Consider the following 19,972-nt stretch of genomic DNA (forward strand, 5'->3'; position numbering starts at 1 on the left):
CTCTCCCACATCATCATTTAAGCGCCGCTCATGCGACTCCAATCGAAGCCGATCGTCTGCAAGAAAGCGCGGGCAAGCAACACATGGCCGGGCAAGCTTGGGTGCACCCGATCCGAAGCGATGGCCGTTGGATGCATATGCTCAAGCATTGGGGCGAACACGTCCTGCGTATCCACGAATAATGCCCCGTTTCGCTCCGCCACCCGCCTGGCCGCACTGCCGAATTCATCCATTCGGCTGCGCATCCGATCCCCGGCATTAGGCTCTATGTAGAATGGCGTCATGATGACCAGTCCCTGCAATCCAGGAAGCGCGGAGCTCACGAGCTCCTCCAGCGTTTGTTCATATTCCTCTATCGAGATATGAGACTCCGGGATGGCCGGTTGATCGAACTGCCGCCACACATCATTGATACCAATCATGACTGACAGCCAATCCGGCTTCAGCTCCAGCACGTCCGTTTGCCATCTCGCCTTCAAGTCCCTAACCGTATTGCCGCTGATTCCCATGTTCGTCACGCGGACGGACAGCTCCGGATACGCCACTTGCAGCATAGCATCCACCAGCGACACGTATCCTTTCCCCACGCCTTGGAACAGTCCTTCCCCATGAGGGAATTTACGATCGCAATCCGTAATCGAGTCGCCGATCATGACGAGCCTCTGGCCTTTTTCCAGTCTCATTAAAAATCCTCCTCCATTCTTTTATACGCCGTCACCTTTCACGGCAAGCCGAATCGTCTTCACCTCGAACGGCCTGAACGCAAGCTCAATCGAATTGCCGTCGTACGGCAGCTCTCCCATTACTTCCTCGAGCATATTCGTTTCCTTTGCCGCTTCGATGGCGAGAGTTAAAGTCACCTTACAAGATACGGAGGCTCCTTTGCACTCGTATAGCCGGATGATCCAATCGCCCGATCCGTCCTCAGCAAGCTTGACCGTATCGGCAATGATATCCTTCTTATCGATTTGAATGAAAGATTGCTTCGTTATCTGGCATCCTTTCGATGATACGGACAAAGGATGGTTCAACTCATAGGCTTCATGAACGACGGAACTGTCGACAAACGCTCCGTTCCATAACGTAAATCCATAGGTAAAGGAGTGTATGCCGTGGTCGGACGTTTCGTCCGGCCACGTCGGCGAACGGAGCAGGGTTAAGCTCATGACATGATCCAGGACGGAAATGCCGTATTTGCAATCGTTCAGCAGCGCGAAGCCGCGGTTCGGCTCCACGATCGCCGACCATTTGTGCTGGGATACTTCGAATCGGTCGGCGTCATGCGGACGGGAATGGTGATTCGGTCTCTTCACATAACCAAATTGAATTTCCTGCAGGGATTCGTTCGCGTGAATACGGACAGGGAAATCCACCTTCAGCAGCTTATTCTTCTCTTGCCAGTGAACGGTCGTGCGGAATTCGACCCTGCGGCTGCCCGCGTTAACCCGAATATCCTGAATAAAGGACGACGTATTCAGCTCGCGTTCCACCCGGATATTCGCGAAGAGCGGTCCGCTCGCCGTTACTTCAATCTTGGCAGGCGTATTCAACTCAATCGGCGCAAGGCGGTAACGCCGGTCGATTTCCCAAGCATCGAAGTCCGAGTTCTGATCCCGGTACATTCTCATGACGTTGCAGTTAGCCGCTGCCCATTCCGTTCCCGTTTCTTTATCGAGGATACTCGTTAACTCACCCTTATCATTGATTTCAATGGCGAAATACTCATTTTCGATGCAAGTCACTGTTGCCGATACGGCACGTTCCCCTGCCGCGACAGCTTCATGAGCCGCTTGCCCGACCGAATACGCCGACCATCCCATCGAAGGAGCCTCGACCTGCGCATAATAGAAGCCTTCGTGCTCCTGAACCGGCAGTAATTTACCGTTCCCGTCTGCTATTCCCTTGGCTCCTTCAGGTAAAGCAATAAGCTCTCTCCTCGCCCAGGATAGGGAATTAAAGACGGTCATGTGCGACTCATCCCCATCCGTCAGCGCGTTCCTCGCTTCGGCGGCCTTCGCATACACCGAATCATTTAATTTCGCCAGCTCGATCTGCGCTTCCTCATGGACGCGGTGAATGGATGAGCCCGGCAAAATATCATGGAACTGATGCAGCAGAAGCACCTTCCATAATTGTTCCAGTTCCTCATAAGGATAAGCCTTGTTTTGAAGCAGCTGCGCGGCAGCGGACCACAGCTCCGTTTCGCGGAGGCCGATCTCAGCCTTCCGGTTTAGCTTTTTGATCAACCCTTGCGTCGTATAGGTTCCCCGATGGGCTCCATAGTATAGCTCACCCACATATTTGGCGTCCGGAACACCCTTCGCGATCTGGTCTTCATAAAAATCAATCGGCGAGCCATGCTTCGTTTTGGGCACACCCTCCAAATTTTCAAGCCGGCGCAGAAACTCCAGGTCATCCCGGTTGGAGCCGCCGCCTCCGTCCCCGTGTCCGAATTGCGTCAGCCTCGACGAGATGCCCTCCATCTGAACGCGATCATTCCATTGACTGATTAAGAACGAAGGATTAATCCGAATCGGATAATAATCCCCGTAGTTCAGCAGGTGAGAGAGGATCTGGGTCCCGTCAATCCCTTCCCACATAAACGTATTGTAAGGGAACGGGTCGACAACGTTATCATAGGTTCCGAACATCTTCACGGAACCGAAATAATGGATGCCGCAGCCCTTCATAATCTGCGGCAAGTTCCCGGAATAACCGAATACGTCGGGCAGCCACAGCATTTGGTTATCGACGCCGAATTCATCCTTGAAGAACCGCTTGCCGTGCAGCGCCTGACGGATCAGACTCTCGCCGCTTGGCAAATTCGTGTCGGGTTCGACCCACATGGCGCCTTCCGGAATGATTTGACCTTCCGCCACCGCATGTTTGATCCGATCGTACAGCTCGGGGTACAGCGTTTTTACCAACTGGAACAAATAAGGCTGGCTTTGCGTATAGCGGTATTCGGGATATTCATCAATTAGTGCAAGCTGGTTGGACATCGTCCGCGCAATCTTCCGCTTCGTCTCCTCGATCGGCCACAACCAAGCGATGTCCAGATGAGATTGTCCCATCAGGTACAAGGTGGGCGCCGTCGAACCGTTCGTGCAAGCTAGAAGCGGCTCCATGATCCTTCGGCATTGCTTGACATTCTCTCCTAGCTCTTTCCCGCGCAGAGTCAAGTCGATGGCCGCAAACACCTTCGTCAGAGCAGTATCAATCTCCGCTGCGCGCAGCGATTTCGGGTCAAGATGGTGACGAAGATCGTACAGGCACTCCAAGTCTATAAAAAATTGGTAGACGTCCTCCTCGAAGACGCAAAGCCGCGACGTTCCAACTTCCGGCTGCCTCCCCTCATGGCCTGCGTACGCTTCCGCCACGATCTCGAATTGCTCCCCGGCTTTTGCGCGGCGGGTTAAGGTTATGTAATGGTGATTGAGATCCATAGCCCCGCTAACTTTGCCGTTCACATATACAGTCGCTTCGGAACCAAAATCCAAGATAGCAATAAGCCGTTTGTCTTCGGCCTCCTTCGGAACGGTAACGCTCGTCCGGAACCAGCCGTACATCCAATTCTCGCCCCACCGCTGTCCCGGTACGGCCGGCCGGAACGGCCGGCCGTCCATTTCATGGATGGACAGGCGCTCTTTCGTGACAAAGTTGGAAAGATCGATCGGAGCAATCTCCGTCATGATAAATCGGTCTCTTTTATTCAAAAGCTTCTCGGCATGGAAAAGGATCTCTTTTTTTGTAGGTTTCAAGTTTCTGCTCCCATCTATGAATAGTTATCCAAATAGAAGTCCCCCCGCCGCCACGGAAAGCTGCAGAGGGACAGAGGGACGCCCTTTACCGTTTCCGAGCGGCCTTAACTCGTTGCTCTTTTTGCGGCATCGTTATAAATTTGCAAGACTTTATCAATGTCGCCCATGCTTTTCACCTTATTGATAAACGCATCCCAATTGTCGAAGCTTTCTTTGCCGGATACAAATCTAGCCTCGGACTCCTCGACAAACGTAATCAGCGGCGTCATGACTTCGGCGATCTGTTGACTTTCGTCTTCGGTGAATTGAATAGACGGCGCTTCGTACCAGACGGGAACGTAATCGTTCTTCGGCATTGGCAGGCCTCTCAAGTACTCATGCTTCTCAATCGGCACTTCTTCGTATTTTCCATTAAAGTACGTGTAATCCGTCGCCGCAAAGTCTACGAACGCAGCGGATTCCGACGACATTTGCAGGCCTGGCCTATAATCTTTACTTGCGCGGATACCGTATTTGTTACCAACCACCCATGGATCGTCCGCCGTTTTGAACTCATCCATAAAGGTAGGGTTGCCTTCGCCGTCGAGGGTGTAGGTTGTACCTTCAATCCCCCAAGTCAGGAGTCTCATGACCTCCGGATCGTATTGCAAGTCGACGAACCTCACAATGTCTTCCGGATTTTTGGCTTTAGCGCTAATGGATGCCGCGGCCCAACCCAAATCTGGCGTATTGCCGTTTACGACGTTTTGCCAAGCCGTACCGTAAGCCGGATTGTCCGGATACAACGTAACCGCAAAAATTTTGCCGTCATTTGCTGTTCTTGTAAGGTTTCCGGGCTCGGTGAACCACTGTGTCAGCCAGATAAAGTTATCTCCGTTAAGCGCTTTTTGCTTAATCAGGTCATCTGTATCCACCAGATATTCCGGATCCAGCAGCTGTTCTACATAAAGCTTGTTGGCGAATTGCAGCGCTTCTTTGTAGCCCGGCTCAAATACGCCATGCACATATTCCTTGCCGTTCCAGTAAATTTCGTTGGTCATATGGTTGGCGCTGAACAGCGATCTAAAGCTCTTCCATCTTGTGTTGATCGGATATTTGTCCGGATAAAGCTCTTTCAGCTGCTTCGCAGCCGCGTATAGCTCAACTAATGTTTCCGGAATTTTAATATTATTCTCTTTGAACAAATCGTAACGATAGGAGGAAACGTTCTGAATTAGCATCCCTTTGTCGGCAGGAAAACGCGGCGTCGACGTTTCTTTGAAATAATACATTTTTCCTTCCGCGGTCGACGTGCGGGCCACGCCGTCTTTGACCTGGTTCAAATAATTCATATAATTCGGCATGAGGTCCTTGTATTGGCTAATATCGATAATTTGGCCTTGCTCGGCCATTTCGCTAGTGTCATAGAACAATGGCGTCATAAAAAAGTCTGTCATGTTATTACTCGCGATTTCCAGCTTCATTTTTGCGTCATAATCAGCAGCAGGAATATAGTTCCAATTAATCTCGATCTTTCTGCCCAGCTTCTCTTCCATCAGCTTCATCCATTCCTTGTGGATCATGCTTTGGGTATTGTCCACGCCATTCGACTGAACGGTTACCGAAAATTTTAACGGTTCGGCATTCGAGACTCCTCCCTTATTCGAAGCATTATCGCTTGGAGCCGGCTCATTGTTGTTTTTGCTGCAAGCTGATGTCAATGCAACGACCAAGGCAATGACCATCAAGAGAACAAACACTCTAGACTTTTTCATAGGAACCCCCTATAGAAATGAGTTGTTTATGATGATGATGTAGAAGAAGGATCGATGTGCCCCTCGCCGCCCTCCTCTCCTTTATCCGATCAATCTTCCCATCCTACCATTGTTTTGCAGCCATTAACCTTTAATTGAGCCTACGAACATTCCCTTCGTAAAGTACTTCTGGAAGAAGGGATAAATCACCATAATCGGGAACATGGTGACAATGACCACGGCCATACGAATCGACTGCGGATCAAGCTGAGACCCTTGCCCATTGACCGCTACATTTCCTGCCCCGACTCTTCCTTGGATGGCGGAAGTATCTAGTTTGAAGAGATAGTTCCGCAATATCATCTGCAGCGGATAATGGTCTTCACTCTGCAGATAGATCAAGGCTTCGAACCATGCGTTCCAGCTGCCTACGATGCCGAACAAGGCAAACGTCGCCAGCAGCGGCTTTGATAATGGCAATATGATTCGGAACAGCGACACGATTTCGTTCGCGCCGTCGATGAGCGCCGCATCCTTCACTTCGGAAGGAATGTTCTGGAAAAACGTTCGGAACAGAAACACATTGTACGCTCCAACCGCCGCCGGGAGAACCATGACCCACACGGTGTCGAGCATGCCCAAGCTGCGGATAAGCAAGTAGGTAGGAATTAAACCGCCGCTGAAAAACATCGTAATCATCAGAAAGATTGTGAGAAACTTTTTGCCGGCAAACCCTTGCACGGTAAGCGGATAGGCGAACAACGAGGTAAACAGCAGCATGATGAAGGTCGAGCCCACCGCGTAAACGATCGAATTAATATACCCGGAAGTGATAAATTTGTCTTTAAAAATGTCGATATAGGATTGCAAGGTGAATCCCTTGGGCCACACATACACGCTGCCCGAAGCAACGCTGCGCGCGTCGCTCATGGAGATCGAGATGATATTGAAGATCGGGAACAGCACCACAACCAAGATGATGAGCATAATGGCAATATTGAAAACATCGAACACTCTAGAACCCAAGCTTTCTCGTCTCACTTCCATCCCCCCTTAGAACAAGCTCGTTTCCGAGACTTTACGGCTAATCCAGTTTGTAATAAATAAGATCGTGAAAGAGATGGCCGACATGAACAATCCTATCGCAGTGGTATACGCATATTGCGCGCCTTCAAGCCCTTGTCTGTAGACGTAAGACCCGATGACGTCCGCTACCTCATAAGTTTGAGGATTATACAGCAGAATGACCTTCTGGAAATCCGTCCCGACGATCCCCCCCATGGCAAAAATGAGCAGAATGACGGTCGTCGGTTTAATGGACGGCCACGTAATATGCAGGACCTTCTTCCATCTGCCCGCTCCGTCCACCTCTGCGACATCGTACAGCGTAGGGTCGATCCCGCTCATTGCAGCAAGATATATAATGGCTCCGAAGCCGACGCCTTGCCAAATGCCCGAGGAAATGAAAATGGTTCTGAACCATTCCGGTTCCAGAAGGAACGTCGTCGCTTTTCCTCCCAGGAAAGTAATGATGTCGTTAATTAATCCGTCTCGGGCCGTATACATTTTAATAATCCCCGCAACGATTACAATCGATATGAAATGGGGAATATACGAAACGGTTTGGACCACTCTTTTAAAACGCTTACTTTTTAGTTCGTTAAAAAGCAGAGCGAGAATGATCGGCGCGGGAAACGTCCAGAACAAAGTATAAATCCCCAATAAAAAAGTATTCTTCAGCAACCGAACGCCCATCGGATCCCGAAAGAAAGTTTCGAAATACTTGAACCCTACCCATGGACTTCCCCATACGCCCTTAACCGCGCTGTAATCCTTAAATGCGATCAAAACACCGTACATCGGAAAATAAGCAAAAATCAATATCGTTAGAAAGCCCGGCAGCACCATCAAATAGAGATAGCGATGTCTCCACAATTTCGCCCATTTACCTTCTTTGATTACACGCAAATCAAGCACCCCTTATCCCCAAAAATCGACGTATATGTATAACTAAAAACCTTTTGGATATCCGGATCAGATCAGTTTCCCACTTATTGTAAGCGCTTTAATAAACACTCTCAATAATTGCCTATAAACCAGCCTGACTTATGTATGATGCATGGGAGTCACCTCAACTGCGATTCCACAAAGTTGTTATGCTATATCCGTAATATAACACATACTTAATTGGGCGTCAATTAGTTCATTTTTCTTATATTTTCACCAAAGTTAGTATATAAAACTCACAATTTTCGATACCTGTCGCTAATCCATCCGACAAAAAAAACCGATTCAATACCCTGAATCGGATCTCTTTCTGCCGCACTTTCGGAATCGGTGCGGGGTGATGCCGTTTCTTTTTTTGAACAGAGAATAGAAGTAACTCATGTTATCCAGTCCGATCTCCAAGCAGATATCCACAATACCCATATCCGTATTAAGCAGCAAATTTTCCGCGTACGACAATCGCAGTCCGTTAATGAAGTCGGTTGGCGTTGTCCCCTTATACTTCTTGAACATACGGCATAAATAAGCATGCGATTTGCCAGACAACTCGACCAGGGCGGACGCCCCTCTTGTAAAGTGCTCTTTCTTCTTCGCTTCCGCGCATAACGCAAGCAGCCAGTCCGGTTGTCCGAGCTCCTTGTCCGGGTTGACCGCGCTCTTCATGTAGCGCGAGAACAGATCCGTAAGCAGCGCTCTGACCTCCGCCTTGAGCACCAGCTTCCGCTCCAATGGGATGAGTGGAAGCTGGTCCATCCGAAAGCGGACATATTCCTTCTCGGTCTTGGTCAGCAGTATCGTTGGAGGAAGCTCGGGCTTGAACAGACTTTGGCTCGGAAAGCCGGCTCCTAAGAAGGCAATGATCTCTTCGACGACTTCCTTGTAGAACGACAAATTAATAAATTGGCAATCCTCTTCCAACGCTTGCTCGTAATAATGAACGTCCCGGTCCCGAATGAACACAAGCGTGTTCTCTTGCAGCAGCTGCCGCCTGCCGTTCACGATATGATAAACGCTGCCTTTCAGTATGAGAAACAATTCAAAAAAATCATGCGTATGCATGCCGATCGTATCGCGGATTGACGTGATCAACCGATAATGGGCTTGAATTTCTGGATCGATGCCGTTCGCGGCAATCAGCTTTAACATAACGAGAACCCTCCCCCTTCCTCATAAGTGCGCAGCGAATGTCAAAATACCATAATGCAATTAAATTTTGAACAAGAATTTGCGTGTGACGTCCATTATGATAATAACTGTTAAGTTAGTATACTAGCTAATTCGAAAGGAGACAATCCGCTATGAAACTTGAGGAGCAGCGTAAGCGATTTGAAGCCGCGAAACGCATCTACGAAAGCGCCAAAGTAAAATTCCTGGGTATCGACGGCTTCGACGTCTACAATCCTTCCATCCCTTTTGAATGGAACGGCAAACGTTATATTTACGGCCGCGTAGAGAAGCGTCAGGAGTGGGCAAGATCCTGGGTTCGCCTATTTGAAGAGAGCGGTTTGGACGAGTGGACACTTGTGCCCGACACGATGATCTACCAGCTGGAAGATCCCTATATCAGCTTCGTCGAAAAGCAGATTGTCCTCGGTGGGACGCATGTCCGTTACAATCAGGGGCGACTTGATACTTTCTACGGTTATTTCTACAAAGGCGTAGACCTTCACGATCTGCTCTACTTTACGACTGGACCGGATTATATGAAGGATATTCGGCTCGTCCAGCTCCAAGGCAACAAGATCGGGGTCTTCTCAAGACCCCGCAACGAAGAAATCCGCAAGAAGCACGGAAGTGAGTCGCTCATTGGGTTCACCGTCATTAACAGCTTGGATGAATTGTCCGCGGAAGTTATCGAGAACGCATCCAATATCAACGGATTATTCCGGAAGGACGAATGGGGCGGCTGCAACCAGGCTTACCTGCTCGCCAGCGGCAAGATCGGTGTCATCGGCCATATTTGCTACAAAACGGTCGACGAATCGGATCAGTGGACGCTGACCTACATGAACATGTCCTTCGTTCTCGATCCGTCGACCAACCGGTTCGAGGATTTGAGAATCATCGGCACTCGCTCTTGCTATCCGGACGGCCCGGCCAAAAAGCCTGAACTAAAGGATTGCGCCTTCACCGCTGGCATCGTAATGCGTGCAGACGGCAAGGTCGACCTATACAGCGGCATTGGCGACACCGAGGTCGGACGTATCGTCATCGATTACCCGTTCGAAAAGGAAGGGTCGGTCGTTATGCTCTAGACAATTGAAACTTGTATTGTCCCGAATTAAGTACGATAACCACCATCTCTTCTTCGAGCATCTTCCCATCATGCGGGGTGTTCGAAGAGGAGCTGTCGGTTGGCGGCCAAATTACTCCCTTCCTACGCTCAGAAATCTCCGATATTCGAGTCCCATGGCTATATAAAGGCAAATACACTTCTGCACTGCCGCCCGGCGGAATTTGAATTTCGCATTCCCAAGCTTCGTTGTTCTCTCTGGACCAGCGAGCCGCGTAGTTGCCTACCAGGGTATGAATCGATGCCGACGCAACGCTTAGGCGGTTCGCCCGAAACGGCCTGAAGACCACTTGTCTGAACGCGACGGCTTTCGGATGCAAAGCCAGCCCTGCCACATGCTTGTAAAACCAGGCGCTGACTGTACCAAACATGGGATGATTATGGGAATCGTGACCGTCCCAAGATTCCCATAGCGTGGTAGCGCCCTTGTCTATCATGTATCCGTATCCCGGAAATGACTTGGACATGACCATCTCCAAAGCAAGATCGGTTTCTCCTCGCTCGCTCAGCAGCTCAAGCAAGAAGGACGTTCCGAATATGCCGGTATCCAATCGTCCTTCCCTTTCGTTCCTATAATACCGCAGTACCCGCTGCCATACACGATCGTCATAACCGTCAGGAACACATCCTAAGACAAGCGGGAACACATCCGCTCCCTGCCGTCCAATGGAATAAGCAGCTGATTCGGGATCGAAAAAAGCTTCGTTGAACGAATCGCAGACGAGCCTGTAGCGCATCTTGAACCTGCGGCTATCCTCTTCAGCGCCAAGCGTCTCTGCGATTTGAGCCATAATGTTCAACGTATACGCATAATAAAACGTGCTAACCAATACGGCAGGAAGCTCATTAGTTTCCGGGATGCACCAATCCCCCAGAAACCAGCTGTCCGGTTCCTCGAATTCGACCAAATAACCTCCGTTGTTACGGGTGCCCAAATAATTGATCCATTTCTTCATGCCTTCAAAATGCTCGGCGAGAATGCGCTTATCCCCATACATCCGGTACATGGTCCACGGCATGAGAATATAAGCGGAACCCCAGGCAACTCCTCCTCCGCCTCCGTTAAACGGAGCCGTGTGCGGAACAAAGCCCGTTTGCTTGTTCTGCGCATCTCCGATATCATGGGTCCACTTCGTATACAAAGCGGCCATATCAAAGTTGTAGATGGCCGCTTCCGCAGTTAAATGTCCATCACCCGTATATCCCAGCCGCTCCCGATGCGGACAGTCGCTGGGCACGCCCCCATGAAGATTGGTAAGCTGCGACCAGCGATAAGCGCTTTGCACCTGGTTTAGCAGCGGTTCCGAGCATGAGAATTGGCCAGTGGATTCGACGGAAGCGTGAACGACGATGCCGTCGAGATCCGCCAGCTCTGGAATGCCGGGATACGAGGCGACCTCTGCGTACCGAAAGCCATGCCAGACAAATCTCGGCTCGTATTGCTCTACCCCCTCCCCCCTCAAAATATAAGTGTCGGCTTGCATCTGGTTCTCACCTCCGCAGCTAGCCGGATCAAGCTCGCCGCTCGCTTTGACGTTCTCCGCGAACCTTAACTTGATCTTATGACCGGCTTTTCCTTGCACGCGTATGCGTACCCAGCCCGAGAAATTTTGACCAAAGTCGAATACATAGACACCCGGCCGCACTTCGAATCGGAAGATTGGCGCGATCGTGCCGATCCTCTTATCGGGCGGCGACATCTGGGCCATCAGTCGGCCGGCTGGCGGGCGAACCAGGCGAGCGCGATCCCAGCAGGAGTCGTCGAAGCCTATTTCCGTCCACCCGGCTTGTTCCAGCCTCGCGTCATAGACCTCGCCATAGAAAACGTTATTGAACACGATCGGCCCGGAGCTGCATGTCCAGCTTGAGTCGCTTACGATTCGATCATTCGTTCCATCCTCATAGGCAATGTCGAGCTGCATTATTAATTTAGGCTCGCCATACCTCATCTTGCCTTCGACCGTTCTTTCCGTCTGATTGTAGAACCCGTTACCCAGCATGATGCCGATCGCATTCTCCCCCTGCCCCAGCCTATCGGCTACCGAATGCTGGATGTAATGGACTCGCTTGTCGGTTTGATCGTCGAAAGGATATAGCAATCCTTCTATGTGCCGGTTGTCGTAATCCGTCCAATTCGGAACCAGAACATGGTCTCCGATCTGCCCTCCGTTCACATAGAGCTCGAAGTATCCAAGTCCGGAAATACATAGGGTGGCGCGCTTGACAGCCTTGGCGATACGGAACACCTTCCTAAATATCGGAGCGGAAATCGCTTCGTCGGCGCCAATCCACCTAGCAGACCATTCGTCCGGGCTTAAAATGCCCATATCGAAATAAGCTGCCGCTTCCGCCTGGTACAGCTGGCCGACTTGATCAAGGCAGGAGACCGCCCAGTAATATCGATGTCCGCTTAACAGCGGAGATCCGGCATACTCCTGATGGAAGGTTTCAGTCGATTCAACCCATCCGGAATCCCACATTCTCCCCATTCCGGCTAGAACGTCAGCTTCATTCTCCGATACGACAATGCGATAGGCGACCTGCCGCCGGCTTAGCGTATTGGCCTCCATCTCCCAACTGAAGCGCGGCCTGTCCGTTTGCACGCCAACGGGATTTGCAAGATATTCGCACCTCAATCGTACCGCCTTGCTCATTTTCTCCCTCCTTTTCTAATACGCGCATCAGACCCGCACATAGGCCTTAATCGTAGCCAGCGGCTTCGCCGTATTGTCGGCGAGCGGTCTGATCGTGTAGGCTCCGACGGCCGCCGGAATAATAAACGTTTCCGCATAATGAACGACGTATGGCTCGAACGCGCCGTCGGGACTTTCCACTACCGCTGCTTCTCCCTCGACCAAATTGAGCATATGAACATTGCCGTTCGTTTGATGGGGGACCGGCCCGGTGAACCAATGTCTGCGGGTCTCGATAAACTCCAGCTCATGCAGTCCCGTTCTTTCTTCCTTCCAACACTCAGTCTCCCGGATCCGTTCTGTTCGGTTTACGAGCTGCGATTCCGTCCAAGCCGTCGTGCGGTCCCATTGCAAATTCCGCTTCCCATGCTCGATGTGAACGGGCCTCGGCTTGCCGTCCAGCCCCAGCCTGTCCCAATCCCACAATTTGAATGTGAATATATACGGGGTCGCGCTAATTTCCAGCACCATCGCCCCTGCCCCAATACAATGAATCGTGCCCGCCGGAATAAGGAAATGATCATGCTTTCGCGCCGGGAATACGTTCACATATTTCCCCGCAGGGAACGAGGCGCTTCCCGACTGGGCCGCCTCCAACTCATCGATCAACTGGTCGCGATCGACTCCGTCCTTGAAGCCCAGGTATACTTGCGCCCCTGGATCCGCATCGAGAATATAATAGCTTTCATCCTGCGTATAGGACATGCCGAACTTATCCTTGATATAGTCAGTGAGCGGATGAACCTGCAGGCTTAAGTTTCCCCCCTTAACCGTATCCAGAAAGTCGAAGCGGATCGGGAACTCGGCGCCGAACCTGGCATATACCCGCTCTCCCAGCAGCGACACCGGCTCAAAGAATACGGCATTAATAGCGGGAATCTCGACCGGGACATCGCCGAATTTCAATATGAGGCTGTTCTCCTCCGGAACGCCGTCGAATCCCCAAGCATAAGGATGCTCGCGCGGCGCGAGCCCGATATGCTCCTGCAGCCAAGTGCCGCCCCATACGCCCGGGTCGAAGTAAGGAACCAGGCGGAACGGCTGGGTGACACACTGCTTCAGCCCGTTCAGGAGCGCCGGAACGGCAACCAGCTTCGGATCGTTATCCGCGTTGGTGTCCAGATAAAAATCCGCCGCAGGCAGGAGCGTCCGCTTCAGGCGGTCTGCCGCGCGCCATTCCACGAAAAAGCCGCGTTTATATTTTTTAAGGATTTCTTCCTGTTCGTTATGAGCCAGCCAATTACCGAGCTCTTGGCTTCGGTAGCGGAGCTGAATTTCCCATCGGCACAAATCCGCGTATACGAGCACATCTCCCCGGGTCACCAAAGAAGCACCCGTGCCGATCACGACGACGACTCCCGACGGAACGGCATCGATCTCCTCACGCAGCTGCTCAAGCTTCTCCTGATTATAGAAATCCTCCACCGAAAATGGCGCCATATAGCCAAAGACGCGGTCATCGGTTAAAAACCGCTGGATCTTATGATGAATTTCATCCGTTGATTGGGCAGCGCGCTCCGCATGGATGATCGCCGCAGGCTGCAATGGAATACACAATCCCTCGACAATTTCTTCTGTCCGTACGCCGGGATAACACTCAATCGCAATAACCGTTTTGCCATGCCGCCTCAAGCCGCCCGCGATTTGGGTGGCAATCGCTACATAGCCCCGGCATGCGGCATGTCCGTCCCCCTTAATAGAAATAATCGGTTCTCGGTTATAGGTCGCGCACACAGCCCTATCCCCTTTCGTATTCTGATCTTCTCGTCCCTGCTAGCGGAGACGGATTTGGCGTATATTCACGAAGCGAGGCCGATAAATGCAGCCATGCTCCATATGACTGTTCTTGCTGGTCGCATTTACGTTGTAGCTGGACAGAAGCTCCCCTCGCGCGGAGAGATGCGGGTGGGCCTTGGCACTGTACGCATAGATCGTCTTGCCCTGCAGCGGCTCCGGGCATGCATACAAGCGAATCGGATTGCGGAAGGGCCCGACGGGACTATCGCCGATGTACATAGACAGCCGGTTTCCGGCTCCCGATTCGTGGAATACGACGGCATACCCGGCTCCGTCCCATTGCCCACCCATTGGCGTTACGCAGTATTCGCAAGATATTTCGTCGGCGATCGGCTGGACTTCCTCCTTGTCCACACTCCAGCCCGAGCCGTCCCAAATAACGCCATGACGTCCAATCCTCGAAGCGCTCCTCCGGAGCCCTCGCCACAGCCATAGCCGGGCGTTCGCCGCCGTATAATAAAGGTCGGTATCCGTCTGCTCCTGCCCCTCCGGGATTCGTTCGCTCTTCTCGACCAATCCCGCCCATTAAGGGAGTGCTCCATACCCTCGTACGCGACGGGAAGGCGCCATCCCCCGACAGGATACGCGCCGCCAAAGGCAAATTGCAGCGAGCGGTTTTCGTCCGAATGTCCACCGCCAAGCTCGGTAACTTGCTCGATAGGAACCGTATCGCCTTCCCGCATGGGAAGCTCGGCAGCTTCAATATTTTGATTCATTTTGGTTATCCCCCTGCCTTAATAAATGGGCCACTCCCGCGAAGGCGCTCAGCGAGGTGTCCAGCACCGGCCGTATTTGCAGCTTCGGCTCCGTTAAAGTTTCGAATATGCCCTTCTCGAACAAATCCTTGCTTTTTGCGATTTGTCCGCCCATAACGACCGCCTCCGGCCGAAATTGGCGGACATACGGGGTCAGCATCTCGCCCAGGCTCCGGCCGAATTGCCGAAACACCCCGCGCGCCGTTGCGTCCCCGCTCCGGGCCGAATCGGCGAGCATCCGGATGTCCCCGCCTTCTATAGGAATGCCCGCTTGCTCCGCCAGCCGCAGAATACCGCGTTTCGAAATATAATCGTCCACGACGGTCTCGCCGAACGGCTGATTGTAAATCCAGCCGTTCGGCGGCACATCGTCGCGGTCCGTAATCAGCTTCCCTTCCTCGACAAACGCCGACCCGGCTCCGGTTCCAATCGTAAGGAACATGACGCGCGAATAGAGGCTCGCATAACCCGTATGCCATTCGCCCAGCGCAAATAAGTTGGCGTCGTTCTCGAAAACGATTCGAAACCGCTCTGATCTTTTACACTCAAAGGCTTCGCCGTTCCGCAGCCGGTCAAGCAGCTCTTCACGTATATTCACGCCGTACAGACGTTCGAACTTATCCGTTCCGCTTATATAACTGATGCCGGCGGCATAGTCGAACGGTCCGGGAAAAGCATAGCCAACTCCGTATAATTCCACGCTTCTGTCCAGAAGCCGGTTTGTCTGCTGATGAAGGATCGCTACCAGATGCTCCATGAAGCCGTCTTTGCTTTCATTTGATTTCGCGGGGTAAATGCCGTACGTTCCCGGCACGACATGCCCCGCATGATCGAGCGCGGCCGATTTGATGAACGATCCGCCGACATCGAAGGCCATTGCGTATTTCCCCATCGTTACCTATCCCATCCCCATTCTCCATATGGCTCAATCGCTCGATCCTAGATCTACGTTTACATTTTTGCGTAATCATTGTATTTTGAATAAACCGACATTTTTTAAAAATATAAGGACATTCATGCGAGGAGTTGACTTCCTTGAAGTGGAACGATCACATGCTGGACGGTTCGATTCTACTGAATCAGAAAGCCTCCTATTTGAAAGGAAACGGCATAGCCGCCACCGTCTATTATTGGGGCGCGCAAAGCGGCTTTGTCGGCAACAAACCGCATAAGCACTCCTTTTTCGAAATTTGTTACGTTCTTAAAGGGACAGGCAGCTACTGGGAGCAGGAGGAGCATTACCCGCTCGAAGACGGCAGCCTATTCCTCTCCCGTCCGGGGCATGTGCATCATATCGTCACCGATCACGGAATGGACCTATTATTCATGGCTTTCGATATCGATGCCGAGGGATGCTCCGACGAGTGCAAGGCTCTGTTCGCAAAGCTTCGTCGTGCCCGTTCCGTCTTTATTCCGAATGCGCAGGAGCTTCCTGTCATCCGATTATGGACAACGCTGCTATTAATGGCGAATGAGATGCAGCCGTTGTTTCATGACGGAATCTCCGGCTTGGGGCTGTCCCTAATTACGAGCGTCGAGAGGACCTTTGCCGACAAGGAGCCGTCCGCCGCCGTCGTAAGCCGAAGCAGTCAAGCCGCCTCGTTGGTTTATCAAGCTAAGCTTTTTATTCGGGACAATCTGTCGCAGCCTCTAAGGCTGAACGATGTCGCCGAGCATCTCCATATTTCGAGCCGCCACCTCTCGCGCCTTTTTCTGGCGGAGCTCGGTCAATCCTGCTCCGTCTATATACGCAAAGAGCGGATAAGAAAAGCCGGCATTCTGCTAACGGAAACCGACCTTTCGATTAAAGACATTTCCAGGCAGACCGGATTCGACACGGTTCATTATTTCACCAGCGTCTTCTCAGCCGAGATGGGGATGCCGCCCGCGAAATTCAAGCATAAATTCCAGCAGCTTCACCATTGAACGCGCAAAGCCAGCAGCTGTCTCGGCTCAAGCGACAGGCTAACGGCGTCTCCCGCGCTAGGCAGCTGCCCGATATCCGTCTCGAGACCGTCGGTGATGGCTGCGTACGAAATCGACCTGCCCGGGAACGCGAGATTAACGTCCTCCTTCGATTCGCTCGATATGTTCTGTAGACGGATCACGATGCCGTTTCCATCCTCAGCCGGTTTAACGCCCGCAATCTCGATCCTGTTATTGTCCGCTGCGAGGAAGGTACCCGCTTCCTCCGACGGGCAATACACGGCCGGGAACATCTGGACGGGACTGCCTGCGAGCGTTCCCGACGCCAGCATCGCATCAACTCGATGTCCGCCATGGACGGTGAGCTCGTACTTGAATGTCAGCTTGCCGGGCTGGCTCGCTCTGAAATTCGTGTCCCAATAATTGTTGACCGGCCATGCCAATAGCAGCGGATTTTCCTCTCCCGAGACATGCTTCAGCTCTTGGCCGAAATGGAAGCCGCCGATCTGCACGAGCGGGGCGTCCGGACAAGCGAGCGTCACGCCCCTATTATCGTCATGCACGGACACGGCCCTATCCACTGTCACATAGTCGCGGCAGGAACCCGGAAGCTGCTCCTTGTCCAGCTCCACGAACGTTCCCGCGCTGTCGAAAGTCGCTCGCCATCCTTTCAGGTTCAACGGAATGGCAAAATAAATCGATTCCGGCGTCCTTTCATCCGTCTTGTAAAAGGAAGCAATCAGCTCGATGCGCGGATTGTCCGTAAACAGCGTAATCTTCTGCTCCAATCCTTCCGTGCCGGGCGCCTCCCAGCGCAAGACGAGCGTCGCTCCCGAATCGTGGCGGTCTATTCGGCATTCCACAAGCCGCTCCGCTCCTCTGCGATTCGCCGGCCAATTATGGTTCCAGCAGCTGATGCTGTTGTTGCATTTCTCAATGTCCCTGGGGAATAAAGTCGTTCGCTTCTCCTCCCCTCGCAGCGCATCGATCTTCTCGTGTACGAACTGGAACAACGTATAAGGACTTTCCGGATCCAGGACATGCCAATCTTGCCGCTTGTCGTATAGCTTGCCGATTCTGCCCGTCTTCGGATCAACCTCCAGCGTGTAATAAGGCGTATCAATGACAGAATCCGTGACCCATAAGCTTGGCGTCTCCGCCTTCCGCAGCTGATCGTATTTTATTTTTTTCCAGCTGAAAGGCGGCAGCTCCAACACTCCGGCGGCAGGCATCTGCCAATTCGTATCCCCATTGTTCTGCTGAAATTTGAAGCGATTGGCGGATACGTGTCTGCCCGCGTACATGAATTCATCCGAAACGCGTAGATCCAGCTTCTGCGCCCATTGCGTAGGATTGACGAGAAGCAGCCCCTCCGGTTGGCCCGATTGCAGCGGATTGCCCGCGAGTCGTTCAAGCTGCGTCGCCAGCGCGAATCCGCTTAAGCTGTTAGCCTGATAGGCGGGATGCGCCTTGTGCATCCACAGCGTTCTCGTAAAGAGGGAATCCGGATTCGTGACGGACTCGTTCGCGCCCCATGTATGCTCGTCATAGAGCTCCAGCTGCTTCCATGCTTCCTGCCAGACGGCTCGGTCGCGCTCCGTCCATCCGCCCTGGAAGGCGGCCAGCAGCTCGGTCGTTCGGAGGCTGTATTTGGTTCTGCGCGTTAGCCGCGTCTCCTCGGCCGAGCTCGCGGCGCCGAAGTTCCAATAATCCGTCCAATCTCCTGCGAAGACCGGAATCGTATCTTGCGGCAGCTGCTTGATTTTCTCCAGCAGCATTTCCGGCGTCGCCAGCTTTAACTTAACGTCCTCTCCGGCTTCATTCCAGCGACGCACCATCTCCAGCAGCTCTTCGTCCGGCGGCGTATTGTCGAGCATCGGGACATTGGTTGTAGACAGGTATACAAAATCATGCGGATATCCCATCTGCTCCAACCGGTTCAAATAGGGGCCGATGCCCCGCTTCATCTTGCCGAGATCCTTTTCCCACAGCTCGCAAATTTGAGTGAAGACGGAATAATGCTCGCCGTTGAATGTGAGCAGCTCGCGTCCGTCCGGCGCCTTCCATCGGAACACCAGCGGCCTCGGGAGCGGAATGCCGCCAAAGTGAATATTGATGCCCATCGTGTACAGCTCGATTCCCGCGTCCAGAAGAATTTGCGCGAATGTCCACGGCTGCCCGTTAATGTCATGGTTGATCGCCGTATTCACCTTCGCGCCGAACTGCTCCCGCAGCGATTTCACCGGATACAGCATTCTCGCGAGCTGATCCGCGCTGCTAAGCGGAGCGGTGTGCATACTAAGCGCGGTCAAGCATATTTGCCCGTTGCGCACGAATCGGCTCATCCGCTCTACATCGCTTGGCGAAGCTGATTCCAGCCATCTTATCACCGGCTCCGTTGCCTCGCATGTCCAGCGGAAGCGCATACATTCTTTCTCGTGCTCGGTCATCTCGCACAAATGGATGGCCTGATCGATATATTGCTTTTGAAGTTCCCACAGCACCGGCTGCGGATGCGTATACCCGACATCTAAGTGGCTATGGTGGTATATCCATATTTCCTTTATTTTCGGCAACCCGACTCACCTCTCACGCATTTTTTCTCATTATATAAAGCAGCCGGGAAGACCGTCTTTCGAATATGAAGTCAACTCTTTACAATATCCGGACATCGGATGGCAGTTGGCCACCTGTCGACTCCACGGGAAAGAGGCTGTCCCAGAAGCAGCATCATTCACTTAAAGGACAGCCGGCTTTAATCGAAAACTTGTCAGTAACTAAAATTAGCGGTGCGAGGGAGTTTAGCCTTGCACCGCTAATTTTATTATTGCCGCTGACGATCTTCCATTGGGTTCCTCCCATAGTGCAGGCGTACAAGCTAGAAGCTCGCGCTTCCGCTTGAGGAGACTTGGGTAATACATTCGGTCAACATGGGACCGAAAAAGATACGTAGCGCTGTGGAAAGCCGAGGCTTCCAGCCGGGAACTGCCTTTCGGACTACCCGAGC

At 52.3% G+C, this 19,972-nt stretch carries 13 protein-coding genes; 2 read left to right on the forward strand and 11 right to left on the reverse strand.

Annotated elements, in window-relative coordinates:
• Positions 1-17 precede the first annotated feature (17 nt).
• From D3P08_RS05850 to D3P08_RS05875, 6 genes are all read right to left on the reverse strand, one after another.
• Positions 18-683, reverse strand: coding sequence for an SGNH/GDSL hydrolase family protein (locus D3P08_RS05850; RefSeq protein WP_119598489.1), 666 nt, complete (start codon positions 681-683; stop codon positions 18-20).
• 21 nt (positions 684-704) lie between these two features.
• The gene (locus D3P08_RS05855) at positions 705-3,761 is read right to left on the reverse strand and encodes an alpha-mannosidase (RefSeq protein WP_240647328.1); all 3,057 of its coding nucleotides are present in this window, start codon (positions 3,759-3,761) and stop codon (positions 705-707) included.
• 104 nt (positions 3,762-3,865) lie between these two features.
• A complete protein-coding gene (locus tag D3P08_RS05860; protein ID WP_119598490.1) occupies positions 3,866-5,515 on the reverse strand; it encodes an extracellular solute-binding protein in 1,650 nt (549 codons plus the stop codon).
• 123 nt (positions 5,516-5,638) lie between these two features.
• Positions 5,639-6,535, reverse strand: a complete 897-nt coding sequence (locus D3P08_RS05865) for a carbohydrate ABC transporter permease (protein ID WP_119598491.1) — start codon at positions 6,533-6,535, stop codon at positions 5,639-5,641.
• Positions 6,536-6,547: 12 nt separating this feature from the next.
• On the reverse strand, positions 6,548-7,402 hold the full coding sequence (locus tag D3P08_RS05870) for an ABC transporter permease (RefSeq protein WP_119598600.1): 855 nt from the start codon (positions 7,400-7,402) through the stop codon (positions 6,548-6,550).
• Positions 7,403-7,786: 384 nt separating this feature from the next.
• The gene (locus D3P08_RS05875; protein ID WP_119598492.1) at positions 7,787-8,647 is read right to left on the reverse strand and encodes a helix-turn-helix domain-containing protein; all 861 of its coding nucleotides are present in this window, start codon (positions 8,645-8,647) and stop codon (positions 7,787-7,789) included.
• Between the two features lie 152 nt (positions 8,648-8,799).
• Here D3P08_RS05875 and D3P08_RS05880 point away from each other — a divergent pair, with 152 nt between their 5' ends.
• Positions 8,800-9,756 carry an MTP-1 family protein gene (locus tag D3P08_RS05880; protein ID WP_119598493.1) on the forward strand — a complete coding sequence of 319 codons (957 nt, stop codon included), beginning with the start codon at positions 8,800-8,802 and terminating at the stop codon, positions 9,754-9,756.
• Here D3P08_RS05880 and D3P08_RS05885 read toward each other — a convergent pair.
• The 4 genes from D3P08_RS05885 to D3P08_RS05900 all read right to left on the reverse strand — a co-directional run bounded on the left by D3P08_RS05885 (position 9,746) and on the right by D3P08_RS05900 (position 15,931).
• Positions 9,746-12,448, reverse strand: a complete 2,703-nt coding sequence (locus tag D3P08_RS05885) for a family 78 glycoside hydrolase catalytic domain (protein WP_119598494.1) — start codon at positions 12,446-12,448, stop codon at positions 9,746-9,748. The two genes, D3P08_RS05880 and D3P08_RS05885, sit on opposite strands and share 11 nt — an antisense overlap.
• A gap of 27 nt (positions 12,449-12,475) precedes the next feature.
• The gene (locus tag D3P08_RS05890; RefSeq protein WP_119598495.1) at positions 12,476-14,221 is read right to left on the reverse strand and encodes a class I mannose-6-phosphate isomerase; all 1,746 of its coding nucleotides are present in this window, start codon (positions 14,219-14,221) and stop codon (positions 12,476-12,478) included.
• Positions 14,222-14,260: 39 nt separating this feature from the next.
• The gene (locus tag D3P08_RS05895) at positions 14,261-14,800 is read right to left on the reverse strand and encodes a hypothetical protein (RefSeq protein WP_119598496.1); all 540 of its coding nucleotides are present in this window, start codon (positions 14,798-14,800) and stop codon (positions 14,261-14,263) included.
• A gap of 183 nt (positions 14,801-14,983) precedes the next feature.
• Positions 14,984-15,931: an ROK family protein gene (locus D3P08_RS05900; RefSeq protein ID WP_119598497.1), complete on the reverse strand. Its 948-nt coding sequence runs from the start codon at positions 15,929-15,931 to the stop codon at positions 14,984-14,986.
• A gap of 143 nt (positions 15,932-16,074) precedes the next feature.
• Here D3P08_RS05900 and D3P08_RS05905 point away from each other — a divergent pair, with 143 nt between their 5' ends.
• Positions 16,075-16,965, forward strand: coding sequence for an AraC family transcriptional regulator (locus D3P08_RS05905; protein WP_119598498.1), 891 nt, complete (start codon positions 16,075-16,077; stop codon positions 16,963-16,965).
• On the opposite strand, the gene D3P08_RS05910 is transcribed toward D3P08_RS05905, so the two are convergent.
• Entirely contained in the window at positions 16,956-19,541 is a 2,586-nt protein-coding gene (locus D3P08_RS05910) for a glycoside hydrolase family 38 N-terminal domain-containing protein (protein WP_119598499.1), read from the reverse strand. The two genes, D3P08_RS05905 and D3P08_RS05910, sit on opposite strands and share 10 nt — an antisense overlap.
• Between the last annotated feature and the right edge of the window lie 431 nt (positions 19,542-19,972).

The sequence above is a fragment of the Paenibacillus nanensis genome (assembly GCF_003583765.1).
Taxonomy (GTDB): Bacteria; Bacillota; Bacilli; order Paenibacillales; family Paenibacillaceae; genus Pristimantibacillus; species Pristimantibacillus nanensis.

Excerpts from the sequence above, each read along its gene's own strand:
- D3P08_RS05900 (WP_119598497.1), bottom strand. The coding sequence starts at position 15,931 with ATGGGGAAATACGCAATGGCCTTCGATGTCGGCGGATCGTTCATCAAA.
- D3P08_RS05850 (WP_119598489.1), bottom strand. The coding sequence starts at position 683 with ATGAGACTGGAAAAAGGCCAGAGGCTCGTCATGATCGGCGACTCGATT.
- D3P08_RS05870 (WP_119598600.1), bottom strand. The coding sequence starts at position 7,402 with ATGGTGCTGCCGGGCTTTCTAACGATATTGATTTTTGCTTATTTTCCG.
- D3P08_RS05875 (WP_119598492.1), bottom strand. The coding sequence starts at position 8,647 with ATGTTAAAGCTGATTGCCGCGAACGGCATCGATCCAGAAATTCAAGCC.
- D3P08_RS05885 (WP_119598494.1), bottom strand. The coding sequence starts at position 12,448 with ATGAGCAAGGCGGTACGATTGAGGTGCGAATATCTTGCAAATCCCGTT.
- D3P08_RS05860 (WP_119598490.1), bottom strand. The coding sequence starts at position 5,515 with ATGAAAAAGTCTAGAGTGTTTGTTCTCTTGATGGTCATTGCCTTGGTC.
- D3P08_RS05880 (WP_119598493.1), top strand. The coding sequence starts at position 8,800 with ATGAAACTTGAGGAGCAGCGTAAGCGATTTGAAGCCGCGAAACGCATC.